The following is a 26,610-nucleotide window of genomic DNA, read 5'->3' on the forward strand; positions in this document are numbered from 1 at the left end:
GCGCAAGACAAGACGGCGATCCGGGACAATCGGTTTGCATCCAGCTAAATGTCTACGAGGGGCGTCCATGAGTACAGGCGTTCGGCTCATCCGCAACGATCAGCTGGCCCCGGTGGAGTACGCGTACGCGGCCGCCACGGACGCGCCGCTGCGGTCGATCTGGGTCGCGGGCGCGTGCCCCCTGGACGCCTCCGGCAGAACCGTGGCCGTGGGCGACTACGCCGGGCAGACCGAGCAGGTGATGCGCAACCTCGTCACCGCGCTCGAAGGCGCCGGAGCCGCGCTGACCGACGTCGTCAAGACCACCGTGTACGTCGTCTCCACCCGCCAGGCCGACCTGGTGGCCGCCTGGGAGGTCTACCGCGACCACATGGGCGCCCACGACGTGCCGAGCACGCTGCTCGGTGTCACCGTCCTCGGATACACCGATCAGCTCGTCGAGGTCGAGGCGGTCGCGGTGCTCCCCGGCGAGCGCTGACCCGCCGCGCAGCCTGCGGGCAGCACGGACGGCCTGTCCGACCAGCGGTGTTCGCAGGCTGCGGTGACCGTAGGGTGCCGGTCGCGCAGCGGCTGCCCGGCCTCCAGCGCGCCGGCCACCGCTTCCAGCATCGCGACGTACGAGGGCCACCCCATGGGGCCGTCGTAGCGCGGGGGCTCACCCGGCGCGGCCTCGCCCACCCGCGCCGTACGCGGATCGACGGACAACTCCCGGCCGTCGCCGTCCTCGCCGATCGTCAGCGTGACGCGGGCGTCGGCATCGCCCGCCGGCACGGCCTCCTGGCAGGCACCCCAGTGCCGCTGCTGGAGTGCGTCCAGGCTCAGCAGTCCGTACCCGTCCGGCAGCGGGAACCACGGGTGGCCGCCGTCGTGGCGCAGGAAGACGCGTACAGGTCGTCGGGCATGCGCTCCGCGCCGGCCTCCCACGCGGCCAGGCGCTCCGGTTCGGCCCCGGGGCCCAGGTCGCGCAGGGTTCCGGCGGCGTGGGCGGCGAGCCGGTGTTCGATGCGCTCCCACGCGCGGGTGACCCGGGCCGTGACGGCCGGGCCGGGCTTGCGGGCGGTGTACGTGCGTTCGGCGGGCGCGGGCTCGTCCGGCCAGGTGAGGGACGGGCAGCCGATCGCCCGCGCCTCCTCGTCGGTGAGTGCCCTGGCCTTCACCCGTTCCTCGCGCTCCGGGTCGTCACACGAGATCCGCACGTGGCCGGGGCCGCCGAGGAAGTCGCACGACGGTACGTGGCGGAAGGCAGCGCGCACCCCGTGAGGAGCCCCGCCATGAGGACGGTGCCGGGCCGACGTAGCCGATCATGAACGGCACCCTAGGGCATGCCTCCAGCGCGGACACCGGCGATCGCGGCGGTCCCTCCGGGTTGGTCCGCGGCGGTTCTTCCCGGTCCAGGGGTCGGGGCCGAACTAGGGTGCCGGTATGTCGTTCATCGTCACCACGGGCGCCACCGGGCGGCTCGGCTCGCGGGTGGCCGCGCGGCTCGCCGACGCCGGCGTCGAACAGCGGCTCGTCTCCCGCCGCGCCGACCGCGCCGCCCCGCTGGAGGGCGCCACGGCGGTCAGCGCCGACTACGGCGACCCCGCGGCCGTGCGGCGGGCGCTCGACGGGGCTTCGACCGTGCTGTTCGTGTCGGCGAAGGAGGGCCCCGAACGGTTCGGCCGGCACCGCGCGTTCGTGGACGCGGCCCGCGCCGCCGGGGTGACGCACCTGGTCTACGTCTCCTTCTACGGCGCCGCGCCGGACGCCACGTTCACGCTGGCGCGCGACCACTGGACGACCGAGCAGTACATCCGTGACAGCGGCATCCCCTTCACGTTCCTGCGCGACAACCTGTACGCCGACTTCCTGCCGTACCTGGCGGGAGACGACGGTGTCATCCGCGGACCGGCCGGGCAGGGGCGGGTCTCCGTCGTGGCCCAGGACGACATCGCGGAGGCGGCCGCCGCCGTCCTGCTGCGGCCCGAGGAGCACGAGGGCGTGACGTACAACCTCACCGGGCCGCGCGCGGTGACGCTCGACGAGGTCGCGGCCGTGCTGACCCGGGCGACGGGACGCGTCTTCTCCTACCACGGGGAGACGGTCGAGGAGGCGTACGCGTCCCGAAGCGCCCTCGGCGCCCCCGCCTGGCAGGTGGAGGCGTGGGTGTCGACGTATCTCGCGATCGCGGCGGGGGAGCTCGAAGAGGTGGGCGACGGCGTCCCCGCCCTCACCGGCCGCCCCGCCACGGGCCTGGAGGAGCTGTTCCCGCGCCGTGCCGGCTAGACGGCGAACACCTGCGAGTCGTCCGCGAACGCCTTGAACTCCAGCGCGTTGCCCGCCGGGTCCAGCAGGAACATCGTCCACTGCTCACCGGGCTGCCCCTCGAACCTCAGGTACGGCTCGATGACGAAGGTGGTGCCGGCCTCGCGGAACCGGTCCGCCAGCTTGTGAAATTCCGGAATTGTCAGGATCAGCCCGAAATGCGGGACGGGCACGTCGTGACCGTCCACCGGGTTGTGCGCCCGCTCGGCACGCGCGGGCGCCAGGTGGGTGACGAACTGGTGCCCGTGCAGGTTCCAGTCGATCCACCTGTCGGAGCTGCGGCCCTGGGCGCAGCCGATCAGCTCGCCGTAGAAGCGGCGCGCGGCGTCCAGATCGTCGACGGGAACGGCGAGGTGGAAGCGGGGCAGCGGCGACTCGGTCATGAGGAGGGTCCTTTCCGGATAGGGGCACGGAACCCGCCAGAGGGTCCCAGATCAGTGTGCTCACCTCATCCGCGGATGAACCCCGCCGGCCGTAGGGTGGCCGGATCATGCCTCTCAGCGCGGACGCCGAGCTGGAACAGTCCCCGGTGGTGGCCAACCGGATGAACCGTGAGCGGCGCCTGCGCGGGTACGACGACGAGCTCGGTCTCGACCTGCTCGGCGTGCTGCGGGCGGTGACCACCCGGCCGGTTCGCCGGCTCGATCTGTGCTGCGGGGCGGCGTACGCCCTGGGCGAGGCGGCCGGGCTGCCGGGCGACGAGGCCGAGATCGTCGGCGTGGACCTGGTCGATTTCTTCGCCTGCCCGCCCGACCCGCCCCGGTTGCGCCTCTTCACCGCCTCGGTGCCCGTCTGGCGGCCCGACGCGCCGTTCGACCTCATCACGTGCGTCCACGGTCTGCACTACGTGGGCGACACCCGCACCAGGCGCGTCCGCTGCAACGGCCGCCGTACCCTCGACCTGCCCTGTCGCTACCTCGGCGCCGACGACCGGGCCGGCCCCGACTACACCGGCCGGCCCGCCGTCGACTCGTCCTACGCCCTCAGCTGACGTTCGCGGTGAGCGGCGCTCACGGAGATCGTGCAGCGCGACCAGCCGCACCTTGTCACAGATCGGACTGCCGTCCTGTCTTTCCAGCGAACGACATCGCGGAGCGACAGGAGCGAGATCTTGCCACTGCCCGGCACCACCATCCGAATCCGAGCCCGGATGAGCGCGCGCCCCATCGACGAGCCGCACCGCGCTTCGAGTCAGCTTGAGCTGCTGTTCGACCTGACCTTCGTGGTGGCGGTCGCCGGCGTCACCGCGCAGCTCGCGCACAGCGTCGCCGACGGTCACGGCCTCACCGGACTGGTCCCGTTCCTTCAGGTGTTCTTCTCGATCTGGTGGGCGTGGATGAACTTCACGTGGTTCGCCTCGTCCTACGACACCGACGACGTCCCCTACCGGCTGCTGACCATGGTCCAGATGGCCGGCGTGCTGGTCCTGGCCGCCGGCGTTCCCGCCGCGGCCGCTCACTCCGACTTCGGGATCATCACCCTGGGCTACGTCATCATGAGGATCGGGCTCGTCGCCCAATGGCTGCGGGCCGGCCTCGAAGACCCGGCCCGCCGCCGCACCGCGATGCGCTACGCCGCCGGCATCGGCCTCGTGACGGCCGGATGGATGCTTCGCGTCCCGCTCGCCGAAGCGGGCCTCCTGCCCTCCTTCTCCGGGCTGCTGATCTTCATCTGCCTGGACGTCCTGGAGCTCGCGGTCCCACGGTGGGCGGAACGGGCCGGGCCCACCGCCTGGCACCCCCACCACATCGCCGAGCGCTACGGTCTGTTCACGATCATTCTGCTCGGCGAGAGCGTCCTGGCCGCGAGCCGGGGAGTCGAAGAGGCGCTCGAGACCGGCGAGATCGGCGGGCACTTCGTCGTGATCGCCGGCTGCGGCCTCGTCCTGTTGTTCGCTCTTTGGTGGCTCTACTTCCTCGTGGACGCCGGGAAAGGCCTCAGTGACCGCCGTCATCGGTGCTTCCTGTGGGGATACGGTCACTACGGCATCTTCGCGGCCCTGGCGGCCCTCGGCGCCGGGCTCGAAGCGGTGGTGGGGCAGACCGGGCACGGGGTGGAGGTGTCGACGCCGGCACTCGGTTACGCGGTCGCCGTCCCCGTCTGTGTGTTCCTCACTCTGCTCTGGGCGGTGCACGCGCTCGTCGCCGCGGAGACGGTCATCCGTCTCGCGGCGGTCCTGGGCGGCGTCACCCTCATCCTGTTGCTGCCGCTCGCGACGCCACAGATCGGCATGGCGGCCGTGGTCGCGGCGATCACGGGCCTCTGCGTCGTTCTGGTCGCCGTCACGATCACGACTGCGGCCGCTGGAGCGGGTCGCGGCAGGACCCAGCCTTCCGCGGACCGGTCCCGGCGGTAACCGCGATGATCTCACCCCGCCACGGGGGGTGTGAGATGCGTGTACGGCGCCACAGAGCCCCGCACATCGCGCACAAGAAGTGGGTGTCACAAATCGCACCGCTACCCGGTCTTGCTCTCGGAAGGGGTTTCACCCATGCCCTCGAAGGAGCACCATGCATGCGCAGGAGAACCGGATCGCCACGTCCGTCCTGGTCATCGGCACAGGAGGAGCCGGGCTGCGGGCCGCCATCGAACTCGCCGAGCGGGGGGTCGGCGTCCTCGCGGTGGGCAAGCGGCCGAAGGCGGACACGCACACCTCGCTCGCGGCGGGAGGCATCAATGCGGCGCTCGCCACGATGGACCCCGAGGACACCTGGCAACAACACGCGGCGGACACCCTCAAGGAGAGCTACCTCCTTGCCGACCCGGAAACGGTGCGCGTCGTCGCCGAGGGGGCGGCGCGCGGCATCGAGGACCTGGAGCGCTGGGGCATGCCGTTCGCCCGCGAGCGGAACGGGCGCATCTCGCAGCGTTTCTTCGGCGCCCACACCTACCGGCGCACCGCGTACGCCGGGGACTACACCGGGCTCGAGATCCAGCGCACGCTGATCAACCGGGCGGCGCAGCTCGACGTCCCCATCCTCGACACCGTCTACATCACGCGCATCCTCGTCCGCGACAACACGGTCTTCGGCGCGTACGGGTTCGACCTGACCGACGGCACCCGCTACGTCATCCATGCCGACGCGGTGATCCTGGCCGCCGGAGGACACACCCGGATCTGGCGGCGTACCTCCTCCCGTCGTGACGAGAACACCGGTGACTCGTTCCGCCTCGCCGTCCTGGCCGGCTGCCGCATCCGCGACCCCGAGCTGGTGCAGTTCCATCCGTCCGGTCTCATCGCGCCCGAGAGCGCGGCCGGCACGCTCGTCTCCGAGGCGGCTCGGGGCGAGGGCGGGATCCTGCGCAACCAGCTCGGCGAGCGGTTCATGTCCCGGTACGACCCGGAACGGATGGAGCTGTCGACGCGAGACCGCATCGCGCTGGCCGCGTACACGGAGATCAAAGAAGGGCGCGGGACACCGGACGGCGGCGTCTGGCTGGACGTGTCGCATCTGCCGAGGGAGACGATCATGACGCGGCTGCCCCGTGTCTATCAGACACTCCTGGAGCTGCAGATGCTCGACATCACCCAGAAGCCGATCGAGATCGCACCGACCGCGCACTACTCGATGGGCGGAGTCTGGGTGCGACCCGAGGACCACGGCACGGGCGTCGACGGCCTGTACGCGATCGGCGAGGCGGCCAGCGGCCTGCACGGCGCCAACCGGCTGGGCGGCAACTCCCTCATCGAGCTCCTCGTCTACGGCCGCATCACCGGGCAGGCGGCGGCCGAGCACTCCGCGGGCCTCGACGCCCAGCGCCGCTCGGCCGAAGCGCTCGACGCGGCACGGGCGGAGGTGGATGAGCTCCTCGCCGCCGACGGTCCCGAGAACGTGCGTTCGCTGCAGCGAGCCGTCCGCGACATCATGACGGAGCACGCCGGCGTGGTACGTGACGGGACCGGCCTGCGAAGAGGCCTCGCCGAACTGACCGCGGTAGAGGCGCGCATGAAGGACGTCGGCGTGCACCCGGACATCGCGGGCTTCCAGGACCTGGCCCACGCCTTCGACCTGAAGTCCGCGGCGCTCGCCGCCCGCGCGACGATGGAGGCCGCTCTCGAGCGTCGCGAGACCCGCGGCTGCCACAACCGCTCCGATCACCCCGAGCTCGATCCGGCACTGCAGGTCAACCTCGTGTGGTCCGGCCCCGGATCAGTGGAGAGGCAGGCCATCCCGCCGATCCCCGACGAGATCGCGGCGCTCATGCGCGAGGTCTCGACCGTCGGAAAGCTCGTCGAGTAGCAACCCCGGCACACCGTGACGTATCCCTTCCGAAGGACATCGACAATGAGCCCTGTAGTGGTAGGCGTGGACGACTCCGAGGCGAGCCTGCGGGCTGTGGAGTGGGCCGCGGGCGAGGCCGAACGTCGCCGGCGGCCACTGCGGATCGTGCACGCGTTCATCTGGCCCCTCCTGGGAGCGCCCCTCGGACCCGCACCGGGGGCGCCGCCGGAAGGCGGCCTCCGGCACGACGCCGAACGCATCCTGGCCACGGCGCTGGCCCGTGCGCGGGCGGTCGCGCCTGACGTCAAGGTGACCACCAGCCTGCCGGAGAGCGAGCCCGTCACCGCACTGCTGCACGACTCCCGCCAGGCGGAGCTTGTCGTCGTGGGCAGCCGCGGGCTCGGCGAAGTGGGCGGTCTCCTCCTGGGAGCGGTGGGCGCCCGGCTGGGGGCCGAGGTCGCCTGCCCTGTGGTCGTCGTACGCGGGCTCGTCAGGCCAGGCGGACCTGTGGTGGTCGGCGTCGCCGACCCCGACGAGAGCCAGAGGCTGCTCCCCTTCGCGTTCGCGCACGCCGCCCGGACGACCAACACCTTGACACTCGTGCACGCCGCCCCCGACCAGTCGGTCGACACGGACAGCGCGGTCCTGCCGGGGCACGTCCTGGACCGGTGGAAGGAGCGCTGTCCCTCGGTCACGGTCGTCCAGAAGACTCTGACCGGCCACCCGGGCAAGGCGCTGATGCGGGCCTCGTCCCAGGCGTCCCTCCTCGTGGTCGGCTCTCACCACCGCCACGAGCTCAGCGCGCTGATTCACGGCTCGGTCAGCCAGGCCGTCGTGCACCACGCCAGCTGCCCAGTGGCGATCATCGGACTCCAGGAGTAAGGCCGCGCCGAGGAAAAAGAGCGAGGCAGCGGTCACAAACCCGCAGGCTTCCCTGTCCTAGCTGGCGACCGGGTGGCGATCACGTGCCCTGGCGGACAGTCTCAGCGCGGATGACCATATCGGTCTGAATCCACTCAAATCACGCATGGAGGAAAGATGAGCACTTCGGACGGCGACGACTTCCTGTACGAGCTCAAGGCCGAGGTCGAGATCGAGCTGACTCTGGCCGAGTCGAGCCACCCGGAGCAGGTCGCCGACCTGCCGGTCACCGACTGGCTGTTCGATCCGACGGACGTCGAGCGCGAGGAGATCGGCCTGCGGGGTCTGCTCGGCGCCGTCGAGGCGCTGGAGGGTGACTCCCGTCCCGACGACCCGCACGCGGGACGTGCCTGAGAACGCCCGGACCGACCACCCGACGTCGAAGCGGAAGCAGCATGAATCACCCAGAACAGCGCCAGACCGCCGCCACGCCGGTGACCACGCTCGAGAGCCTTCGTGAGCATCTGCAGTGGGCGATCGAGCTGGAACACGCGACCTTGCCGCCGTACCTGTGCGCGCTGTACTCGCTCGATCCGGAGCGGAACCCGGACGCCGTCGAGGTGGTGAGCAGCGTCTTCGCCGAGGAGATGCTGCACCTGGCACTGGCCGCGAACCTGCTCAACGCCGTAGGCGGCCGGCCGCGCCTCGACGCGCCGCGCATGTTGCCGCCGCATCCCCGGCCCCTGCCGCACGGCGACCGCTCCCTGGAGCTCTCGCTGCTCCCGTTCGGCACGGAGGCACTTGAGCTGTTCCTGCGTCTCGAACGGCCGGCGCCGCCCGGCGCTCCGGCGGAGGGCGACGGCTACGAGACGATCGGACAGTTCTACGCCGCCGTCGAGCAAGGCCTGCGCCACCTGTGCGAGCGGTTCGGTGAGCGCGAAGTCTTCTGCGGCGATCCCGCCCGCCAGGTCAGCGCCGCCCACTTCCGCCACACCGCCGGACGACTGATCGCCGTGGACGGTCTGGACTCCGCGCTGGCGGCGCTGGAGGAGATCGTCGAGCAGGGCGAAGGCACCTCACGCGCCGAGGTCTGGGACGGCGACCAGGACGTCTTTCACCCGGAACGGGACGAGGTCGCGCACTACTACCGCTTCCAGGAACTCAAGGCCGGCCGACGGTACCGGCGGGGCGACACCCCGCGGTCCGGGCCCACCGGCGAGGCGATCTCCGTGGACCTGGCCGGCGTACGTCCGATGCGGCGCAACCCGCGAGTCGCCGACCACGCTCCAGGCAGCGCCGTCCGCGCCGCCCAGAAGAAGTTCAACCACACCTACTGCGCCGTCCTCCATCTGCTGGAGCAGGCCTTCAACGGCAGCCCGAAGCTGCTCGCGGTCGCCACCGGCACCATGTACGCGCTCAAGGCGCAAGCTCAGGCCCTCATGCGGATGCCCGACGAGGACGGCACCACGGCGGGGCCCACCTTCGCATACGTGCCGCCCGAGCTGCGCCGATGGAGCGTCGGTGACCGGCGGCGGATCGTCGTGCTCCGCGACGGCCCGTACGTCGTGTACGGCGGAGTCCCGCTCCGACGCAAACGCAAGATCGTTTCATCGGAGAACGACGCGCTGACCTGGAAGACCGGGGAGCCTTTGGAAACCGAGGACACCTACGCGCTGTGCCGCTGCGGCCACTCGGGCGCCAAGCCGTTCTGCGACGGGACGCACGCCGTGATCGGGTTCGACGGCACGGAGTCCGCCGGCGTCCGGCCGTACGAGGAACTGCAGCACGTGCACGACGGTGTGGGCATCTCGGCTCGACGGGTCGGAGAACTGTGCGTGCACGCCGCCTTCTGCATCGGCCGCACCAGGCCGATCGCCGAGATGCTGGCCGACACCGGCGACAGCGACGTGCGCTCTGACGTCATGGGTCGCATCGACCACTGCCCTTCCGGGTCGTACAGCTACGCCCTGGAACGCGGTGGCGACACGATCGAGCCCGACCTCCCACAGGCCGTCTCGGTCCTGGAAGAAGAGGGCGGACTGGCCGGCGCGCTGTGGGTCACCGGCGGGGTGCCGGTCCTGCGGGCGGACGGCCGACCGCTGGAGACCCGCAACAGGATGACGCTGTGCCGCTGCGGCCACTCCGGCAACAAACCGCTGTGCGACGGGACCCACCGGGAGATCGGCTTCCACGAGGAGACAGAAACCGGCCACGTGAGGACCTGAACGCAGCCCGCTCCGGCCCAGGCGGTTCTCCGCCGGGGCCCGAGCCGACAGACGCGTGATCCACACGAGGTACCCAAGCCCGCCTCATCCGCAGCAGAGGTCCCGCTGGAATTGTCGGTGGGGACTGACAGGCTGGCCGCTGAATCTCACCGGCTGGGCCGGGGCACTCGGGGGAGGGGGCTGTCATCTTCGCGCCGCTGGCGATCCGTGACTTTCGCCGCTACTACATCGGCCAGACGGCCTCGGCGTTCGGTGACTCGCTGACGCCGTTCGCGATGGCGTTCGCCGTGCTGCACCTCACCGGGTCGGCGGTCGACCTCGGCGTGGTGGTGCTCAGCACGCGGCTGCCGATCATCGTGCTGACCCTGCTCGGCGGGGCGGCCGGTGACCGTTTCCAGCGCCGTACGGTGATGCTGGTGGCCGATCTGGTCCGTTTCGTCGCGCACGCTGTCACGGCGGTGCTGTTGCTGGCCGGCGTGGCGGAGATCTGGATGCTGGTGGCGCTCCAGCTCGTCGCGGGGGCGGGGTCGGCGTTCTTCAATCCGGCCGCCGTGGGGCTCGTCGGCTCGCTGGCCGGCAAGGAGCGGCTGCAGGCGGCCAACTCCCTCATCTCGATCTCCCGCAGCGCGGCCTCGATCCTGGCGCTGGGCGCGGCCGGGGCGCTGGTGGCGCTGGTCGGGTCGGGGTGGGCGGTGCTGATCGACGCGCTGACGTTCCTGGTGAGCGCGTTCTTCATCTTCCTGCTGCCCCGGGCCCTCGCCGGCGATCGGCCCCCGGCGGGCGGCGGGCTGCTGGCGAGCATCGGCGGCGGTCTCTCCGAGGTGGGCCGGCGGCCGTGGTTGCGGGTGTGGATCGTGCACTCCGCGCTCACCAACGTGATCGTGGTCTCCCCGATCCTGGTGCTCGGCCCCTACGTCGCCGACCTGCACCTCGGCGGGGCCCCGGCCTGGTCGGCGATCGGCATCGCCTACGCCGCAGGCGGCGTCGCCGGGGGCGTGATCGCGGCGCGGTGGCGGCCCGGGCGTCCCATGGTGGCGGGGATGATGTCCTTCCTGCTGATGGCGCCGTTGCCGGCGCTGCTCGCGGTGCCCGCGGCCGTCTGGGCGCTGGTCCTCGCGGGGGTGGCGGCCGGCCTGCAACTCGTCGTCTACAACGTGCTCCAGACGACCGCGATCCAGCAGCACGTGCCCGAGGGGTTCGTGGCGCGGGTGACATCCGTCGCCGTGCTGGGGTCGCTGGTCGGGGCGCCGCTCGGCATGGGGTTCGCCGGTCCGGTGGCGGAGGCGTTCGGGACGCGCCCGGTGCTGGTCGCCTGTGCCGTGGTCGCCGTCGTGTCCACGGGTGCGGCGCTGGCCGTCCCCTCGGTATGGCGGATCCGGAGGGAAGAGGCACGCTCCGCGTCCCGGACCGCGGCTCCTTCCGCCGGATCCGCGGGCGCCTCGCGGACCACGCCCTTATGAAGGGCGACCCGTTCTTGTACAAGGGCCAGTCGCCTTACAAGGGCCAGTCGCCTTATATAAGGGTCAATCGCTTATATAAGGGTCAGAAACGGAAGAATGCCGGCATGCTGCATGTGCTTCTGGTCCGTTACACCGCGCCCCTCGACGACGTGACTCCCCACGTGCCCGGACACGTGGCCTACCTGGAGCGCCGGCACGCCGACGGCACCTTCCTGCTGTCCGGGCAGACCGTGCCGGACGACCTGGGCGGAGTGATCCTGGCCGTCGGGTCGCGGGAGCACGTGGAGAAGGCGGCGGCCGAGGACCCGTTCGCGGTGGCGGGCGTGGCGGCCTACGAGATCGTCACCGTCGACCCCGGCCGCCTGAACGACGAGCTCCGCCGCCTCCTGCCCGCCTGACCACCCGCTTCACGGCCCGCCCTGGATCGGGGCGCGCGAGGTGCGAAGGGTCTGTGGGTGGAGGGGCTTGCGGGGCGCCCGGCTGTTCGGTGCGGGGCGAGTTCGCGTGGGTGCGCGGGGGCGACGGGTCTGTGGGGTGGAGGGCGTGCGAGGCGAAGGGGCGGCGCGCCCGGCTGTTCGGTGCGGACCGAGTTCGCGTGGGTGCGCGGGGGCAACGGGTCTGTGGGGCGGGGCGCTCGGCTGTTCGGTGCGGGGCGAGTTCGCGTGGGTGCGCGGGGGCGACGGGTCTGTGGGGTGGGGCGCTTGGCCCTGCGGTGCGGGGCGAGTTCGCGCGGGCGCGCGGGCGACGGGTCCGTGGGGTGGAGGGTGTGCGAGGCGAAGGGGTGGTGGGGCGGCGCGCTCGGACGTTCGGTCTGGGCCGAGTTGGCGTGCGTGGGGGCGACGGGTCTGTGGGGCGGGGCGCTCGGCCGTTCGGCGCGGGGAGAGTTGGCGCGGGGAGGGGGCGACGGGTCGCGGGTCAGGGGGTGAAGAGGTCGGGGGAAGCTGGGAGTGAGGCGACCACGATCAGGCCGCCGCCGTCACGGGGGCGGGCCCGCACGTCGCCGCCGTGCGCCGTCGCGACCGAGCGGACGATCGACAGCCCGAGCCCCGCGCTCGTCCCGGTCAGCGGCCGTTCGGAGCTGTTGCGGTGGAACGGCTTGAACAGCAGCGGCACGTCGTACGGCGGCACGCTCGGCCCGGTGTTGCTCACCTCCACCTCGACCCGCCCGCCCGGCACGGTACGGCTCACCACCCGCACCCACCCGGTGCCGTCGTCCACGTTGTAGCGGACGCCGTTCTCCACCAGGTTGTGCACGAGCCGTTCGAGCAGCAGCGCGTCCCCGGTCGTGGGGGCGGGCGCGGTGACCTCGTACACGGCGATCCCGGCCGCGGCGGCGTCCGCGGCGGTCTGGGCGACCACGTGCGTCACGACGTCGGCCAGGTCGACCGGCGAGCGGTCCGCGACCTCCTGCTCCGACCTGGCCAGCAGGAGCAGGCCGCCGATGAGGCGCTCGTGCCGGCCGTTGATCTCCAGCAGGCTCTCGCCCAGCTCCTTGACGTCGGCCGAGGCCGTACGGCGGTGCATGGCCAGCTCGACCAGCGCCCGGTTCAGCGTCAGCGGCGTGCGCAGCTCGTGGGAGGCGTTGGCGACGAAACGGCGCTGCCCGTCGAAGGAGTGGTCGAGCCGCTCGACCATGGTGTCGAAGGTGTCGGCCAGGTCCTTGACCTCGTCGGGCGGCCCGTCCAGCGCGATGCGCTCGTGCAGACCGCGCTCGGCCATCGGCGCGGCGGCGATCTTGCGGGCGGTCTCGGTGACCAGCCGGAGTGGGGCCAGCACGCGTCCGGCCACCACCCAGCCCAGCCCCATGGCGACGCCGCCGACCATGACGAGCGCGATCATGCCCTGCGTGAGCAAGGAGGTGACCGCGGCGCCCCGCAGCTCCAGCTCCTGCCGGCGCAGCCATTCGATCGCCGCGTCGCCGCTCAGCCTGACGCCGTCGTGGACGAAGAACACCTGTTTCGTGCGGCCGGGCTCGGTGGTGTACCGGTCGTTGAACGACCGGTCGAGCTGCTGGTCGAACAGCACGTACGTGACGCCCAGCAGCAGCAGCCCGGCGGCGAGGAAGACGGCGCCGTACACGAGGGTGAGCCGCAGCCGCAGCGTCGGCTGCACCGGCGTCAACCACCGCGGAAGGCTCATGCGATCCGGTAACCCACTCCGGGCACGGTCTCCACGACCGGCGGGTCGGCCAGCTTGCGGCGCAGCTTGAGCACGGTGAGCCGCACGGCGCCCGTGAACGGATCCGCGTGCTCGTCCCACGCCTTCTCCAGGAGCTGCTCGGAGGAGACGACGTTCCCGTCGGCCCGCATCAGCTCGGCCAGCACAGCGAACTCCTTCTTCGACAGCGGCACGTACCGCCCGTTCCTGAACACCTCCCGGCGCGCCGGGTCGAGCGTGATCCCGGCCCGCCGCAGCACGGGCGGCGCGGCCGGCCGCGAGCGCCGCCCCAGCGCCAGCACCCGCGCGGCCAGCTCGGGGAACGCGAACGGCTTCGACAGGTAGTCGTCGGCCCCCATGGACAGGCCGGTCACCCGGTCGTCGAGCTGGGCGGCGGCCGTGAGCATGAGCACCCGCGCGTCGGACTCGGACGCGACCAGCGACCGGCACACGTCGTCGCCGTGGACGCGCGGCAGATCCCGGTCCAGCACGACCACGTCGTAGTCGTTGACCGCGATCCGCTCCAGCGCGGCCTCGCCGTCGTGCGCCAGGTCCACCGCGTGGGTCTCCTCACGCAGCCACTCGGCGATCGCGTCGGCGAGCAACGGCTCGTCCTCCACCACCAGCACCCGCATGGCTCGTCCTCTATGCCCTTTCCCTCGTGGTTACGGAGCCGAGTGTGGCGGAGGCGGCATGTGCTCGAAGTAAACGACCGGCGGAAACGCTGAGGAAACGGCGCGGCCTATTGCATCTCCTCTCGAACGAGGTTCATCCGACAGAGGAGAGTTCCATGAGAGGACGAGTCCTCAGCGCCCTGGCCGCGCTCACCCTCGCCGTGACCGGTTGTGGGGCGGGCGACGGGGGAGAGGCCGACGTGGCGACGCTGACCGGCGCCGGCGGTCAGACCTCCGCCGGCGCACAGCCCAGCGAAGACCCGCACGCCAGAGCGCTGAAGTTCGCCCAGTGCATGCGTGAGAACGGCGTGGACATCCCGGATCCGGAGCCCGGCAAGGGCGTGATGATGAGGCTCGACGGGAGCGTGCCGCGCGAGAAGGTCGAGGCGGCCCAGGAGGCGTGCAAGCAGTACGCCCCGAGCGGCCAGCGGGCGGGCGGCGGCGACCCCAAGCGCGGGGAGGCGCTGCGCAAGCTCGCCCAGTGCATGCGCGACAACGGCGTCGAGAGCTACCCCGACCCCGAGGGCGGCATGATGCGCATCACGGGCGAGGTCAGCGGCGACTCCGACTTCGAGTCGGCGCGGGAGAAGTGCCAGAAGGAGTCCGCCGAGGCGGGCATGGGAGGCATGTGATGGGTGCCGACCACGAGCGGACGGAGGCGATGCCGCCCCGGCCGCGCCGCCGCCGCGGCCGGGGCGGGCCGGCCGCGGCGCTCATCGTGGTGGTGGCCGCGGCCGGAGCCGCTCTCGTGGCGGTGAACAGCACGGGGCTGCTCGACGGGAACGCCGGCCCGACCAGCTCGGCGGCCGCGCTGCCTCCGGCCACCGCCACCGTCACCCGGGAGACGCTGAACGAGACCGCGGACGCCGACGGCGAGCTCGGCTACGGCCCGGTCACCACGGCCGTGGCCCGCAGGCCGGGCACGATCACCTGGCTGCCGGACAGCGGCGCCACGGTCACCCGCGGCAGGCCGCTCTACCGCCTGGACGCCCGGCCGGTCACGCTCATGTACGGCGACACTCCCGCCTACCGCGATCTCAAGATCGGGGTGGAGGGCCAGGACGTCGAGAACCTGGAGCGCAACCTCAGCAAGCTCGGCTACGACGGTTTCACCGTGGACGACGAGTACACCTGGGACACCGCCGAGGCCGTCATGCGGTGGCAGGACGACCGCGGCCTCGACGAGACCGGCGTGGTCGAGCTGGGCCGGGTCGTCTTCGCCCCCGGCAAGGTGCGTGTGGAGAGCCTCGACGCCGAGGAGGGCCAGCCGGCCGCGCCCGGCCAGAAGGTGCTGACGTACACGGGCACCTCCAAGGTCGTCACCGTGCAGCTGGAGGCGGAGGACCAGCGGATGGCGAAGAAGGGCGCGAAGGTCGACGTCACGCTGCCGGACGGCAAGAGCGTCGACGGTGAGGTCACCGAGGTCGCCACCGTCGTCGTGCCGGGTGAGGGCCAGAACGCCGAGCCGGAGACCAGGGTGGAGGCGCTCGTCACGATCGGCGACGCCAAGGCCACCCGCGGGCTCGACAAGGCCGCAGTGGACGTGACGTTCATCGCCTCGCAGCGCGAGGACGTGCTGACCGTGCCGGTGGTGGCGCTGGTGGCGCTGCAGGAGGGCGGCTTCGGCCTGGAGGTCGTGGAGAACGGCCGCTCCCGTTACCTCGGGGTCGAGACCGGGCTGTTCGCCGGCGGCAGGGTCGAGGTCACCGGCGACGGGCTCACCGAGGGCATGACCGTGGGGATGCCGCGATGACGCACCCGATGATCGAGCTGACGGACGTGTCCAGGACGTACCCGGGCGGGGTGGCGGCGCTGAGGTCGGTGTCGCTGCGGATCGGCCACGGCGAGCTCGTCGCGATCGTGGGCCCGTCCGGGTCGGGGAAGTCCACCATGCTGAACGTCGTCGGCACCCTCGACCGGCCGTCCTCCGGGACCGTCCGCATCGACGGGTACGACGTCTCGGAGCTGACCGACAACCAGCTCGCGGCGCTGCGGGCGACCAGGATCGGGTTCGTCTTCCAGTCGTTCCACCTGGCGGCGAAGGTCCCGGCGCTGGACAACGTGGCCGACGGTCTCGTCTACACGGGCCTGGCCAGGGCCGAGCGGCGCGAGCGCGCGGCGGCGGCGCTGGAACGGGTGGGGCTCGGCCACCGCCTCGACCACGAGCCGCACGAGCTGTCGGGCGGCGAGCGCCAGCGCGTGGCCATCGCCAGGGCCGTGGCGGGCGACCCGCCGCTGCTGCTGGCCGACGAGCCGACGGGCGCCCTGGACTCGGTCTCGGGGGCGGGGGTGATGGAGCTGCTGCACGAGCTGAACGCCGGCGGCACCACCATCGTGATCATCACGCACGACCGGGAGATCGCCGCGAGCCTGCCCCGGCAGGTGCGGATGCGCGACGGTGAGCTGGTCGCCGACTCCGCCGCCGAGCGCCGGCCGCTGCCCGAGCACTCGGGGGTGCGCTGATGGCGGTCGTCGAAGGGGTGCGGCCGAAGCCGTCCCCGGCGCGGCTGCGGCCGGGCGACGTGATGCGGGTCGGCGCGGTCGGCCTGCGGACCCGCCCGCTGCGGGCGTTCCTGTCGGGGCTGGGCATCGCGATCGGCATCGCCGCGATGGTGGCCGTGGTGGGGATCTCGTCCTCGTCGGGAGCGGAGCTCGACCGACAGCTCTCCGCGCTGGGCACCAACCTGCTGACGGTCTCGTCCGGTACGACGCTCACGGGCGAGGCGGCCCAGATGCCGGTGGACGCGGAGGTGATGGTCGAGCGGATCGGCCCGGTGCGGCAGGCCTCGGCGATCGGCGCGGTCGGTGAGGCCAAGGTCTACCGCTCCGAGCGCATCCCCGAGGCCCAGACCGGCGGCATCAGCACGTACGCCGCCCGTCTCGACCTGCCCGCCACGATCGGCGCGACCCTGCGCAGCGGCACGTGGCTGAACGCGGCCACCGAACGCTACCCGGCGGCCGTGCTCGGCGCGGACGCGGCCGGCCGGCTCGGCATCGGCGCCGCCGGGCCGGACACGCAGGTCGTCGTCGGCGGCGTCCGGTTCACGGTCGTCGGCGTGCTGGAGCCCGTGGCGCTGGCCGCGGACCTGGACAGCGGGGTGCTCGTCGGCTGGCCGGTGGCCGAGCAGCGGCTGGGTTTCGACGGGCATCCGACGACGCTCTACACCCGCTCGGAGGAGTCCCGGCTGGAGGCCGTCCGCGCGGTACTGGCCGGCACCGCCAACCCGGAGGCTCCGAACGAGATGGACGTCTCCCGCCCGTCGGACGCCCTGGCCGCCAAGCAGGCGACCAGCCAGGCGTTCGCGAACCTGCTGCTCGGCGTGGGCGCGGTGGCGCTGCTCGTCGGCGGCGTCGGGGTGGCGAACACGATGGTGATCTCGGTGCTGGAACGGCGGGCGGAGATCGGTCTGCGCCGTTCGCTCGGGGCGACGCGCGGGCAGATCCGCACCCAGTTCCTCGCGGAGTCGCTGCTGCTGTCCGCGCTCGGCGGAGCCGGCGGCGTCCTGCTCGGGACGGGGGTCACGATGGGCTACGCGCTCTACAGCGGCTGGCCATCCGTGGTGCCGGTCTGGGCCACGGCCGGCGGCTTCGCGGCCACGCTGGCGATCGGCGCCGTGGCCGGGCTCTACCCGGCGATCCGTGCCTCACGGCTCTCCCCGACCGAGGCGCTGTCCAGCCCCTGAGGTGGCACACCCGGGCGTGCTAGTCGGTCGCGTAGCAGATCGTCTTGCCCACCACCTGCACGCCCGGGTGGTCGCCGGACAGCAGCGTCAGCTCGAACGTGACCCGCGTGCGCGGGTCGCGCAGCACCGAGACGTCCTCGTCGCCGTCGCGCAGGTCCCGGTCGTCGGCGATCTTGGCGTAGCCCATGGCCTGCAGCCGGTCGAGCAGCCCGGCGAAGTCGTCCGTCAGGTCGCTCTCGGCCCGGACGAACCGCCTGACCTGCCCGGGCAGGCACGAGTGGTCCTCGGCCCGCTCCACGGCCGACAGGTGCGACTGGCCGATCAACGCCTCGGCGTCGGCGTCGAGGCGCTGGGCGGCCTCTTGGAGCGTCGGCGCCCCGGAGGCCGCGCACGCCGTCACCGCCGCGGCGCAGAGCAGCGCCGCGGACACGGCATGACGGCGGAAAAGCACGACGCGACCCTATCCGGGATCGCCGCGGACCACGGCCGAAACACCGGGAAACGCCCGGTTACGGCCGCCAGCGCCGCAGGTCCGTCTCCTTCTCGTACGCCTGCGGATCCGGGTACGACACCAGCTCCACCGTCGCCCCCCACGGCGTCCGGCAGTAGACGAACCGGTTGTGCTCGCCCGCCTCCGGCCCCGGCAGCGGGACCGGCTCCGACAGCGCCGTCCCGCCCGCCCCGGTCACCCGGCGCAGCGCCTCGTCCACGTCGTCGACGTACAGGGCGACGTGCTGCCAGCCCAGGTCGCACGGCACGGCCGGATCGGCCTGACGCGGCCCGGAGAACTCGAACAGCTCGATCCCGGGGCCGTTCGGCAGGCGCAGCATGCGCACGGCGACCTCCTCGGTTCCCTGCGGGACGCCCAGCCGCCGCTCGGTCGCCCAGCCGCCCTTCGGGCCCCGCTCGCGCGGCAGCGTGTCGTAGAGCACCTCCGCCCCGAACGCGCGAGTGAAGAACTCCGTCGCCGCGTCGAGGTCGGGCACGGTCACCCCGATGTGGTCGATGCCGCGTACCGTCATGGGCCGCCTCCAGTTCTCGCCGGGGCGCAGGTCACGCGCGCCCGCCCCGGAGCCTGCCGATCAGGCCCAGGCGGTCCAGGCAGCGGCCCAGACCCAGGGCCATGGAGTCCAGCGGACGGTCCGCCGTCCGCACCGGCATGCGCAGGTGCTCGCGCAGCCGCCGGTTGAGGCCCGGCAGCAGTGCGCCGCCGCCGACCAGGACGACCCCGCGTTCCCCGAGGTCGGCGGCCAGCTCGGCGGGGCAGCGTTCGACGGTCTCCACCGCCACGCGGGCGATGGGCTCGACCGGCTGCGCCGCCGCCTCGCAGAGCCGCCGCACGGCCAGCGGCACCACGTGCTCGCCGCCGGTGTCCCGGTCGCGGGCCCGCACGGGGACGACCTGGCCGTCCAGCGGCTCCGGCTCGGCGCTCGCCCGCATCTTGGCGGCCTCGGCCTCCGACTCGCCGAGGGCCAGCCCGTGCTCGTTCTCGACGAGGCGGGCGATGGCCCGGTCCATGGCCTGCCCCCCGTACGGGACGGACCCGTGGGCCACCACCGCGTCGCCGGAGACCACCGCGACACGCGTGGCGTCGCGGCCGATGTCGATCACCATCTGCCCGGCGTGCTCGCCGGCCGCCACGCCCGCGCCGAGCGCCGCGGCCAGCGCGTGCGGCACCAGCACGACGTTCCTGGCCTCGGCCTCGTAGGCCATGTCGTGCAGCGCCGCCCGGTCGATCGGTGTGGAGTCGCCGGGCAGCGCCATGACCAGGCGCGGGCGGGCGAACCGGAGCCGGTGCACCTTGCGCATGAGGTGCCGGATCAGGACGCGCGCCAGCTCGACGTCGGCCGGCAGGCCGCCGCTGACCGGCCAGCGCGTCTGGCCGCGGGCGTCGTCGACGGCCTCGGCGCCGTACGCGATGACCTTGCCCGTACGGCCGTCGAGCAGCACGGCCGAGGGCTCGTCGAGCACGATGCCTTTGCCTTTGGCGTAGATCCGGGTACGCGCCGCCCCCAGGTCCACCGCCAGGTCGCGGCCGAGGATACTCATTGTCCGAAATGGGGCTTGTGCGTCATGCGTCCTTTCTTTCCGGCGCTTTCCCAACACAACACCAGGAACGACGCGCATCCCCTTTACCCGCACACCGCCGCCCGCGTACGGTGCGATCGCGGAGGTGGCGACCATGCTGGACTACGACCTGGAGGCCGCGCGCTACGACGAGACCCGGGGCGGGCTCCCGCGCGCCAGGGCCGCCGCCGAGGCCGTGCACGGCCTGGTCGGCGGGGTCGCCGACGGCGGCACCCTGCTCGACGTCGCCTGCGGCACCGGGCTGGTGAGCGCGCAGCTGGCCGCGCGGGGGCTGCGCGTGCTCGGGGTGGACGCCTCGGCCGGGATGGCGCGTATCGCGGCCGGTCGGGTCGGCGTGGCGCTGGGCGACGCCCGGCGGCTTCCCGTACGCGACGGCGCGGTGGAAGCGGTCACCACGATCTGGCTGCTGCACCTGCTCGACGACGCCCGGCCGGTGATCGCCGAGGCGGGGCGGGTGCTGCGGCACGGGGGAGTGTTCGTGACGACCGTGGACAAACGGGCTTCCCACGGGCCTGGGGGGCGGCCGGATCCGTCCGACCGGGCCGGGACGGTCGTCGCCGAGGCGGCGCGGCACGGGCTGCGGGCGAGCGGTGAGGCCACGTTCACGGGGCACGGTCAGGGCGGCGCCGGGCCGGATCCGGTCTTCCGTCTGCTGGCCTTCCGCCGGGTCTTAACGCGCGGCTCCGGCATGAAGCGGCCGGGCACGCCGAGCCAGCCGCTTCGTCTCCCTCAGTAGTAGTAGCCGTAGTGGTCGCGGTCGCGGCGGCGACGCCGACGGTAGCGGTACCAGTCGCGCTCACGGCGGCGGCGACGGCGTCTTCGAGGAGGAGGAAGTGCGAAAAGCTCGGCGTACATGTACGCCTCCTCTCTGATCTCCGCACTCGCCCGTGGCGATTGCGGCTCCATGTCCATCCTCTGCACCGCCGCAGGAAGGCGTCCAGGTGAGCGGTCCCGAACTGGGCGATCCGATGCGGGCCACATTCCCGGACGTGACCGGGTCCGCGCGACGACACCCTTCCGCAGGCTGTCGGATTACTACCGATTTGCGGTAATAAGCCCGTTTGATGGCGATCGCGGCGGTACGCGGGCGGGCTCGTCCGTCTGGGAGGCCGGTTTCGCGCCGTACGCCATGCCGTGCGAAGCTGTGAGTGTCCCCAACAGCTTGGAGGTCCTCATGGCGGATACACCGGAGCCGGAAGTCAGCGAAACTCCCGAGGACGAGATGAAGCGCAGGTTCCGCGAGGCACTGGAGCGCAAGCGCAACCAGAACGCGAGCGGCGGCGCAGGTGGCAGGGGCGGCGACGCGTCCAAGATCCACGGGGCGCACGGTCCGGCCGCGAGTAAAAGATCGTTCAGGCGCAAGAGCGGCGGCTGAGGCCCGAATTCACCGGGGGTGCGGCGAGTCCGCGCCCCCTTTCCTTTTGTCCCATTAGGTAGATCTTCTTCCGATTCATGACGATTCGTTTGCCTGTGTCGTGATCAATGGTTAAAGTCTTACGCACTACCAGCCGGTGACCTTGTCCTTACCCAAAGGGACGACCGGCTGGCGCCGAATCCCGGACGTTCCGGGAACCGGGGACCCACCATCTGGGGTGAATCCGGCCGCCGCGCCGGTAGGGCATCTCCACGTCCGAACCCGTCAGCTAACCCGGTAGGCGTGATGGAGAGGACACACCATTTCATGCATCACCGCGTCGTACCCCCAGGCCACGTAGTGACGGCCGACCGCTGAGCGGTCCCCTTCCCCAGGCTCGAACCTTGCGCTCCGCGCAGCATCCCCACTTCAGGCGTTCTGCCCTGCTGCGCGCTTCCCGATAAAGCGCAATTCCCCCGTCTCCTCGTGAAGGGTTCTACCTTTTCATGACTGCTCGATCCGGCATGCGCTCCTTCGCCCTGCTCACCGCCTCCGGCCTCTGCGCCGCACTGACCTTCTCGGGCACGGCCGCCGCCCACGCCGACACGTGCGACACGGGCGACACGCCCGAGAAGATCCTGCTCAAGGGCTCCACCACCGCGTCGTACTTCTGGGACGACGCCTCCGGCCGCGCCGGCGACACCGGCCTGCCCGCCAGCGGCAAGCCCATGCAGAAGGGCATGGCCGCCAGCCCGAGCTGGCCGCTGATGACCGAGGGCTACGTGATCTACAAGGGCAAGAAGATGCCGTTCTTCGTCGGAGACCGCGGTCCCGGCGAGCCCTCCAGCCGCGGCATCATGCTGGACCTCGACGGCAAGACCTTCGCCGAGCTGACCGGCGGCCGGTTCAACCCGAACACGCTGTACGTCAACGGCAACGGCGGGCTCGGCCACATCAAGATCGACTACGTCATCACCAAGTGGGGCCCCGGCCTGGGCAAGAAGAACCACCCGGTGCCGTTCTCCACCCGCGCCTGGGCCGAGCGCGACAACAACCCGGCCAAGCCGCCGAAGCCCGAGCCCACGGCGACCCCCACGGCGACCCCCACGACGACTCCTGCCGGCACCCCCGCGGCGACGGGCTGACGGCTTTACGCACGCGCACCAGAATGTCATTCTGGTGCGCGTGACCACCCGCGTACCCGCCAACGGCATCGACATCGCCTACGAGAGCTTCGGCTCCCCCGACGGCCGGCCCCTGCTCCTCGTCATGGGGCTCGGCGCGCAGCTCATCCAATGGGACGAAGAGTTCTGCCGGCTCCTGGCCGAGCAGGGACACCACGTCGTCCGGTTCGACAACCGCGACGCCGGTCTGTCCACGCACTTCCACGACGCGGGCGTGCCTGCCCGCAGCGAGCCCGCGCCGTACCTGCTGGACGACATGGCCGACGACACCGCAGGGCTCATGGACGCCCTCGGCTGGGCCCGCGCCCACGTGGTGGGCGCCTCGATGGGCGGCATGATCGCCCAGACGCTCGCCATCCGCCACCCCGAGCGGGTGCTGAGCCTGACCTCGATCATGTCCACGCCCGGCCCCGGCGTCGCCCCGCCCACGGAGGCCGCGATGGGGGCGCTGCTGTCCCGGCCGCCGTCCGACCGCGACGGCGTCATGGACCAGTCGGTGGTGACCTGGTCGGTCATCGGGTCGCCCGGCTACGAGCTGGACCGGGAGCTGATCAGGGCGCGGGCCGGGCTGGCCTACGACCGTTGCTTCGACCCGGCGGGCACCGGCCGTCAGCTGGCCGCCATCAACGCCTCGGGCGACCGTACCGAGGCGCTGGCGAAGGTTCGGGTGCCCGCGCTGGTGCTGCACGGCGAGGAGGACCCGCTCGTCCCGGTGGCCGGCGGGCGCGCCACGGCTGCGGCCATCCCCGGCGCCCGGCTGGTGACGTATCCGGGGATGGGCCACGACCTGCCCCGAGCGCTGTGGCCGGACATCGTGGCCGAGATCACCAAACTCACCAAGGGCTGATCCACCGGGTGGCCCGTCCGCCGATGGGCGGGCCACCCTCCCCCGTCAGACCTCCAGCTTCTCCTCGATGCCCCGCAGTTGGTGGCGGGCCATCGCCAGGTTGGCGCGGTTGCGGTCGAGGGCCAGGTACAGGAAGAGCCCCTTGCCGCCACGCCCCGAGATGGGGCGGATGATGTGGTACTGGCCGCCCAGCGTGATGAGGATGTCCTCGATGGCCTCCTTGAGCCCCAGCGAGTCCATCGTGCGGAGCTTGGCCTTGACCACCTCCGTGTTGCCCGCGGCGGCGATCTGCAGGTCGAGATCCTTCGACCCGCCCAGGGTGCCGAGCGCCATGCCGCTGCCGTAGTCGACGATCGCCACGCCGAGCGCACCGTCGATCTGCATCATCTCCTTGAGAGAGACGTCCATGCCGGCCATGTTCTTCCTCGCTTCCTCCGGGCCGCGCCCGGAAAGGGGTCAGTGCTTGCGTTCCGCGACGGCGGCCAGCGCGGCAGCCGTCTTTCTGCCCTCCAGTCGCAGCAGGCCGACGTTCGTGCCGGGCCTGGCGAGGACCGTGAGGACGATGGAGGGGCCGGCGGCGTAGAACGCCACGAAGCCGGCCGTGCCGGAGATGATCGTCTCCTCGAACGACCCCCGGCTGGTCATGGCCAGCATCCGCCGGCTCATCGCGATCAGCGCCGCCGACAGCGCCGCCGCCTTCTCGCCCGTCTCCTCGTCGAGGTCGCAGGCGATCTGGAGGCCGTCCACGGTGCAGGCGACGCTCCCGGTCACGTCAGGTGTGCGCTCACGCAGGAGCGCCATCTCCTCCAGAACCTCTTGTCGTTGCTCCACTCGTGGCCTCCTCCTGAGTGAGGGGAACCTCACGACAGCTCCTCGAGCGCCTTTTTCAGCCGCATCAGCAGCGCCAGATCGGTTGGATCGCCCGTCACCGGCGGGCCCAGGGACTGGGCCGGTGCCGCTTCTGGGTCGTGTGGGGGACGCGCGGTGGCCGCCTGCCGCGCCGTCCGCTTGGGCAGCCCGCCCTCGGCCGCCTCGGGTTCGGCGGCGACCGCTGCGCCGCCGGCCTTCCGGCCCGTTCCCGTACGCCGTTCCGCGGGCGGCGGGCGCGACGGCTCCGGCGGCTCCAGCAGGCCCGCCGCGGCGAGCCGCCGGACGGCCAGCAGCACCGGATAGCACGGCCGGCCGATCTGCCTGGCCAGCTCCATCGGCGTCGCCTTGCCGTCGGAGCGGACGACGACCTCCCACTGGATCCGGCTCAGCGTCACGCCGTGCCCGGGCAGCCGCGGCGACGGGCGTACGGGCAGGGTGTCCACGTCCGCGGCCGGCCAGGTCTGGGCCAGTTGCGCCCGCCGTCGCGCGCACTCCCGCACCAGCCCCGCCACGTCGAAGAACCACTGCCCGCCCAGCCAGTGCCGTTCCCCGGGCCGGAACTTCGGCCGGGACCCGGTGGCCGGCAGCAGGAAGAAGGCGGCGTCCAGCACCACCGAGAGCACCGCGTACTGCAGCTCGCCGGCCGTGACGGGCCCCTCGGCGAGCAGCCGCTCGAAGCCGCCCTCGGCCTGCAGGGCGCGCAACTTCGTCTCGCTCATCAGGCCGCGCGTCGCCAGCAGCCGCTCGACGCCGGGCGTCTGGGCGCACTCCATGTACGTCACGCGGCCGTCGTCCAGGTAGACGGTGCCGTTCCTGCCGATCCGCAGCGCGCCCGTGGAGTGCTCGCGCGCGAGCGAGGCGAGGAGTGTGTCCAGCTGCGTCATGGGTCACGTCGTCAAGCGGCTTGAGATGGACTGGAGCCGGTGCCGCGCCAGCGCGATGTTCGATCGGTCCAGGTCAAGGCGTACGTACAGGACGAGCGGGCCTTCGAAGACGGTCTCCATCAGCCGCAGCAGGTGGTGGCCCTTGTCCGTGGTGACCAGCATGTCGTCGATGCGTACGACGTCGCCCGGGCACGTGCGCGCCAGGCCGTCGGTCGTGGCGCGCAGGGCCTCGGTCAGGGCGGCGGCGGACCGATCCGCGTCCATGCCCGACGAGTTGCTGAACGCCACCGCCATGCCGCTGGTGTGGTCCACCAGCATGGCGTCCAACGCCCCCGGTATGGCCATGACCTCTGCCAGGCAGCTGTCGACTCCGAGCACGTCTCCTCCCTCTCCCGTACGGAACGGGGACAGCGTAGAGGGAGGAAATTGCACCTGATGTGGCCAGAAAAACTGGCGTTAATCTTTTATACGGCTAAGGCGTAGAAAAACACCTCTGCTATGGATAAGTGTGCGATATGCGAAGAATTCTCACTTATGAGTAATCAGTCCGGTGACAGCGCGTAACTCTGGTGATCTACTCAGAGGCGTCGTTCGGCAGCAACGCCCTCTCGTCGGGCTTGTGGACCAGCACGTTCGCCACGTACGACTTCACCGCGGAGGCCAGGCCCACGTCGGCGCCCGCCTCCTCCGACAGGTACCACCGGTGGTCGAGGATCTCGTGGAAGAGCTGCGCCGGGTCGAGCTTGCCGCGCAACTCGGCCGGGATGGCCTCGACCGTCGGCTGGAACACCTCCGCCAGCCACCGGTGCGCCACGACGGCCTCGTCCTCGTGCCGCAGCCCCTTGGCCACCCGGAACCCGTCGAGGTCGTTGAGCATCCGCCGCGCCTGGTTCTCCTCCGCGTCGAGCCCGGTCAGCCGGAGCAGCCGCCGCTGGTGGTGGCCGGCGTCGACGACCTTGGGCCGGACGATGAGCCGCCCGGTGCCGACCTTGCGCCGCACCATCATCTCGGCCACGTCGAAGCCGAGCACGTTGAGCCGCCTGATGCGCTGCTCGACGCGGTGCCAGTCGACCTCGTCGATGATCTCGCTCTCGTTGATCTCGCTCCACAGGCGGTGGTAGCGGGCGACGGCGTCCTCCGCGGTCTCCATGGGGTCGATCGACGGGTGCAGCAGCCCGCCGGCTTCCAGGTCGAGCAGCTCGCCGAACAGGTTCGTCTGCGCCGTCTCGATGTCCGCCCGGCGCTGGCCCTCGCTGACCATCGGATGCATCTCGCCGGTCTCGGCGTCCACCAGGTACGCCGCGAACGCCCCCGCGTCCCTGCGGAAGAGCGTGTTCGACAGCGAGCAGTCGCCCCAGTAGAAGCCGTTCAGGTGCAGCCGCACCAGCAGCACGGCCAGGGCGTCCAGCAGGCGGGTGAGGGTGTCGGGGCGCAGGGTGCCCGACATGACCGCGCGGTAGGGGAGGGAGAACTGCAGGTGCCGGGTGACCAGCGCCGCGTCCAGCCCGTTGTCGCGGCCGGTGACGTACGCGACCGGCTCCACGGCGGGGGCGTCCAGCCGGGCCAGGTCCCACAGGAGCTGGTACTCGCGCTTGGCGTACCGCTCGCTGATCTCCTTGATCGCGTAGACCTTGCCGGACAGCCGGGCGAAGCGCACCACATGGCGGGAGATGCCGCGTGGCAGATCGACGAGGTGGTGCTCGGGCCAGTCTTCCAGCGGGACGTCCCAGGGGAGCCGGATGAGGTCAGGATCGCCTAGCGCGCCGGTGATCTGCAGGGGCATTTCATCAGGATAT

32 protein-coding genes and 1 riboswitch are annotated in these 26,610 nt (G+C 71.9%); of the genes, 18 read left to right on the plus strand and 14 right to left on the minus strand.

Annotation, left to right across the window (positions count from 1 at the left end):
* The first annotated feature begins 67 nt into the window (after window positions 1–67).
* On the plus strand, window positions 68–478 hold the full coding sequence (locus tag ACIBP6_RS02045) for a RidA family protein (protein WP_397047841.1): 411 nt from the start codon (window positions 68–70) through the stop codon (window positions 476–478).
* Here ACIBP6_RS02045 and ACIBP6_RS02050 read toward each other — a convergent pair.
* Both ACIBP6_RS02050 and ACIBP6_RS02055 read right to left on the minus strand, forming a co-directional pair.
* The gene (locus ACIBP6_RS02050) at window positions 430–771 is read right to left on the minus strand and encodes a hypothetical protein (RefSeq protein WP_397047843.1); all 342 of its coding nucleotides are present in this window, start codon (window positions 769–771) and stop codon (window positions 430–432) included. The genes ACIBP6_RS02045 and ACIBP6_RS02050 overlap by 49 nt on opposite strands.
* A 47-nt stretch (window positions 772–818) precedes the next feature.
* On the minus strand, window positions 819–1,253 hold the full coding sequence (locus ACIBP6_RS02055) for a hypothetical protein (RefSeq protein ID WP_397047845.1): 435 nt from the start codon (window positions 1,251–1,253) through the stop codon (window positions 819–821).
* A 169-nt stretch (window positions 1,254–1,422) separates the two neighbouring features.
* Here ACIBP6_RS02055 and ACIBP6_RS02060 point away from each other — a divergent pair, with 169 nt between their 5' ends.
* Window positions 1,423–2,265 (plus strand): SDR family oxidoreductase, encoded by an 843-nt coding sequence (locus ACIBP6_RS02060; protein WP_397047847.1) that lies wholly within the window; start codon window positions 1,423–1,425, stop codon window positions 2,263–2,265.
* Here the strand turns inward: ACIBP6_RS02060 and ACIBP6_RS02065 are convergent.
* Window positions 2,262–2,687, minus strand: a complete 426-nt coding sequence (locus tag ACIBP6_RS02065) for a VOC family protein (RefSeq protein WP_397047849.1) — start codon at window positions 2,685–2,687, stop codon at window positions 2,262–2,264. The two genes, ACIBP6_RS02060 and ACIBP6_RS02065, sit on opposite strands and share 4 nt — an antisense overlap.
* 107 nt (window positions 2,688–2,794) lie before the next feature.
* Between ACIBP6_RS02065 and ACIBP6_RS02070 the strand changes: the two genes are divergently transcribed.
* From ACIBP6_RS02070 to ACIBP6_RS02105, 8 genes are all read left to right on the plus strand, one after another.
* A complete protein-coding gene (locus ACIBP6_RS02070; protein ID WP_397047851.1) occupies window positions 2,795–3,295 on the plus strand; it encodes a class I SAM-dependent methyltransferase in 501 nt (166 codons plus the stop codon).
* 159 nt (window positions 3,296–3,454) lie between these two features.
* On the plus strand, window positions 3,455–4,660 hold the full coding sequence (locus ACIBP6_RS02075) for a low temperature requirement protein A (RefSeq protein WP_397047853.1): 1,206 nt from the start codon (window positions 3,455–3,457) through the stop codon (window positions 4,658–4,660).
* A 154-nt stretch (window positions 4,661–4,814) separates the two neighbouring features.
* Window positions 4,815–6,545: an L-aspartate oxidase gene (locus ACIBP6_RS02080; RefSeq protein ID WP_397047855.1), complete on the plus strand. Its 1,731-nt coding sequence runs from the start codon at window positions 4,815–4,817 to the stop codon at window positions 6,543–6,545.
* A 45-nt stretch (window positions 6,546–6,590) separates the two neighbouring features.
* Window positions 6,591–7,409: a universal stress protein gene (locus ACIBP6_RS02085; RefSeq protein WP_397047857.1), complete on the plus strand. Its 819-nt coding sequence runs from the start codon at window positions 6,591–6,593 to the stop codon at window positions 7,407–7,409.
* Between the two features lie 156 nt (window positions 7,410–7,565).
* Window positions 7,566–7,802, plus strand: a complete 237-nt coding sequence (locus tag ACIBP6_RS02090; protein WP_397047859.1) for a hypothetical protein — start codon at window positions 7,566–7,568, stop codon at window positions 7,800–7,802.
* A 41-nt stretch (window positions 7,803–7,843) separates the two neighbouring features.
* Window positions 7,844–9,613, plus strand: coding sequence for a ferritin-like domain-containing protein (locus ACIBP6_RS02095; RefSeq protein WP_397047861.1), 1,770 nt, complete (start codon window positions 7,844–7,846; stop codon window positions 9,611–9,613).
* Between the two features lie 197 nt (window positions 9,614–9,810).
* Window positions 9,811–11,073, plus strand: coding sequence for an MFS transporter (locus tag ACIBP6_RS02100; protein ID WP_397049273.1), 1,263 nt, complete (start codon window positions 9,811–9,813; stop codon window positions 11,071–11,073).
* 104 nt (window positions 11,074–11,177) lie between these two features.
* The gene (locus ACIBP6_RS02105) at window positions 11,178–11,471 is read left to right on the plus strand and encodes a YciI family protein (protein WP_397047863.1); all 294 of its coding nucleotides are present in this window, start codon (window positions 11,178–11,180) and stop codon (window positions 11,469–11,471) included.
* 517 nt (window positions 11,472–11,988) lie between these two features.
* Here ACIBP6_RS02105 and ACIBP6_RS02110 read toward each other — a convergent pair.
* On the minus strand, window positions 11,989–13,212 hold the full coding sequence (locus tag ACIBP6_RS02110) for a sensor histidine kinase (protein ID WP_397047865.1): 1,224 nt from the start codon (window positions 13,210–13,212) through the stop codon (window positions 11,989–11,991).
* Complete coding sequence (locus ACIBP6_RS02115) at window positions 13,209–13,865, minus strand: response regulator transcription factor (protein ID WP_397047867.1); 657 nt, start codon at window positions 13,863–13,865, stop codon at window positions 13,209–13,211. The genes ACIBP6_RS02110 and ACIBP6_RS02115 overlap by 4 nt, the downstream gene beginning before the upstream one ends.
* A 155-nt stretch (window positions 13,866–14,020) precedes the next feature.
* Here ACIBP6_RS02115 and ACIBP6_RS02120 point away from each other — a divergent pair, with 155 nt between their 5' ends.
* From ACIBP6_RS02120 to ACIBP6_RS02135, 4 genes are read left to right on the plus strand one after another with little or no spacing between them, the layout of a single operon-like run.
* Window positions 14,021–14,536, plus strand: coding sequence for a hypothetical protein (locus ACIBP6_RS02120; RefSeq protein WP_397047869.1), 516 nt, complete (start codon window positions 14,021–14,023; stop codon window positions 14,534–14,536).
* A complete protein-coding gene (locus ACIBP6_RS02125) occupies window positions 14,536–15,657 on the plus strand; it encodes a peptidoglycan-binding protein (protein WP_397047871.1) in 1,122 nt (373 codons plus the stop codon). Before ACIBP6_RS02120 ends, ACIBP6_RS02125 begins: the two co-directional genes overlap by 1 nt.
* Window positions 15,654–16,367, plus strand: a complete 714-nt coding sequence (locus ACIBP6_RS02130) for an ABC transporter ATP-binding protein (RefSeq protein WP_397047873.1) — start codon at window positions 15,654–15,656, stop codon at window positions 16,365–16,367. Before ACIBP6_RS02125 ends, ACIBP6_RS02130 begins: the two co-directional genes overlap by 4 nt.
* Complete coding sequence (locus ACIBP6_RS02135; protein WP_397047875.1) at window positions 16,367–17,587, plus strand: ABC transporter permease; 1,221 nt, start codon at window positions 16,367–16,369, stop codon at window positions 17,585–17,587. Before ACIBP6_RS02130 ends, ACIBP6_RS02135 begins: the two co-directional genes overlap by 1 nt.
* 19 nt (window positions 17,588–17,606) lie before the next feature.
* Here ACIBP6_RS02135 and ACIBP6_RS02140 read toward each other — a convergent pair whose 3' ends face one another.
* From ACIBP6_RS02140 to ACIBP6_RS02150, 3 genes are read right to left on the minus strand one after another with little or no spacing between them, the layout of a single operon-like run.
* Window positions 17,607–18,038, minus strand: a complete 432-nt coding sequence (locus ACIBP6_RS02140) for a hypothetical protein (RefSeq protein ID WP_397047877.1) — start codon at window positions 18,036–18,038, stop codon at window positions 17,607–17,609.
* 58 nt (window positions 18,039–18,096) lie between these two features.
* Window positions 18,097–18,609 carry a VOC family protein gene (locus tag ACIBP6_RS02145; RefSeq protein ID WP_397047879.1) on the minus strand — a complete coding sequence of 171 codons (513 nt, stop codon included), beginning with the start codon at window positions 18,607–18,609 and terminating at the stop codon, window positions 18,097–18,099.
* Between the two features lie 31 nt (window positions 18,610–18,640).
* Window positions 18,641–19,636 (minus strand): rod shape-determining protein, encoded by a 996-nt coding sequence (locus ACIBP6_RS02150; protein WP_397047881.1) that lies wholly within the window; start codon window positions 19,634–19,636, stop codon window positions 18,641–18,643.
* A 133-nt stretch (window positions 19,637–19,769) separates the two neighbouring features.
* On the opposite strand from ACIBP6_RS02150, the gene ACIBP6_RS02155 reads away from it, so the two are divergent.
* The gene (locus ACIBP6_RS02155; RefSeq protein ID WP_397047883.1) at window positions 19,770–20,411 is read left to right on the plus strand and encodes a class I SAM-dependent methyltransferase; all 642 of its coding nucleotides are present in this window, start codon (window positions 19,770–19,772) and stop codon (window positions 20,409–20,411) included.
* On the opposite strand, the gene ACIBP6_RS02160 is transcribed toward ACIBP6_RS02155, so the two are convergent.
* On the minus strand, window positions 20,405–20,530 hold the full coding sequence (locus ACIBP6_RS02160; RefSeq protein WP_397047885.1) for a hypothetical protein: 126 nt from the start codon (window positions 20,528–20,530) through the stop codon (window positions 20,405–20,407). The genes ACIBP6_RS02155 and ACIBP6_RS02160 overlap by 7 nt on opposite strands.
* Before the next feature lie 319 nt (window positions 20,531–20,849).
* Here ACIBP6_RS02160 and ACIBP6_RS02165 point away from each other — a divergent pair, with 319 nt between their 5' ends.
* From ACIBP6_RS02165 to ACIBP6_RS02175, 3 genes are all read left to right on the plus strand, one after another.
* Window positions 20,850–21,050 carry a DUF5302 domain-containing protein gene (locus ACIBP6_RS02165; RefSeq protein ID WP_132617801.1) on the plus strand — a complete coding sequence of 67 codons (201 nt, stop codon included), beginning with the start codon at window positions 20,850–20,852 and terminating at the stop codon, window positions 21,048–21,050.
* Between the two features lie 162 nt (window positions 21,051–21,212).
* Window positions 21,213–21,348: riboswitch (cyclic di-AMP (ydaO/yuaA leader) on the plus strand.
* Between the two features lie 187 nt (window positions 21,349–21,535).
* A complete protein-coding gene (locus ACIBP6_RS02170) occupies window positions 21,536–22,174 on the plus strand; it encodes a hypothetical protein (RefSeq protein ID WP_397047887.1) in 639 nt (212 codons plus the stop codon).
* Between the two features lie 40 nt (window positions 22,175–22,214).
* Window positions 22,215–23,060 (plus strand): alpha/beta fold hydrolase, encoded by an 846-nt coding sequence (locus ACIBP6_RS02175; protein ID WP_397047889.1) that lies wholly within the window; start codon window positions 22,215–22,217, stop codon window positions 23,058–23,060.
* Window positions 23,061–23,105: 45 nt separating this feature from the next.
* On the opposite strand, the gene ACIBP6_RS02180 is transcribed toward ACIBP6_RS02175, so the two are convergent.
* The 5 genes from ACIBP6_RS02180 to ACIBP6_RS02200 form a co-directional block, all read right to left on the minus strand.
* On the minus strand, window positions 23,106–23,477 hold the full coding sequence (locus tag ACIBP6_RS02180) for a hypothetical protein (RefSeq protein WP_397047891.1): 372 nt from the start codon (window positions 23,475–23,477) through the stop codon (window positions 23,106–23,108).
* Window positions 23,478–23,516: 39 nt separating this feature from the next.
* Window positions 23,517–23,891, minus strand: a complete 375-nt coding sequence (locus tag ACIBP6_RS02185; RefSeq protein WP_132617809.1) for a roadblock/LC7 domain-containing protein — start codon at window positions 23,889–23,891, stop codon at window positions 23,517–23,519.
* A gap of 29 nt (window positions 23,892–23,920) precedes the next feature.
* Window positions 23,921–24,814 (minus strand): hypothetical protein, encoded by an 894-nt coding sequence (locus ACIBP6_RS02190; protein WP_397047893.1) that lies wholly within the window; start codon window positions 24,812–24,814, stop codon window positions 23,921–23,923.
* A gap of 3 nt (window positions 24,815–24,817) precedes the next feature.
* Complete coding sequence (locus ACIBP6_RS02195; RefSeq protein WP_132617813.1) at window positions 24,818–25,192, minus strand: roadblock/LC7 domain-containing protein; 375 nt, start codon at window positions 25,190–25,192, stop codon at window positions 24,818–24,820.
* 196 nt (window positions 25,193–25,388) lie between these two features.
* Window positions 25,389–26,597, minus strand: coding sequence for a DUF4032 domain-containing protein (locus tag ACIBP6_RS02200; protein ID WP_397047895.1), 1,209 nt, complete (start codon window positions 26,595–26,597; stop codon window positions 25,389–25,391).
* Between the last annotated feature and the right edge of the window lie 13 nt (window positions 26,598–26,610).

The organism is Nonomuraea terrae (genome assembly GCF_044465245.1).
Taxonomy (GTDB): Bacteria; Actinomycetota; Actinomycetes; order Streptosporangiales; family Streptosporangiaceae; genus Nonomuraea; species Nonomuraea terrae.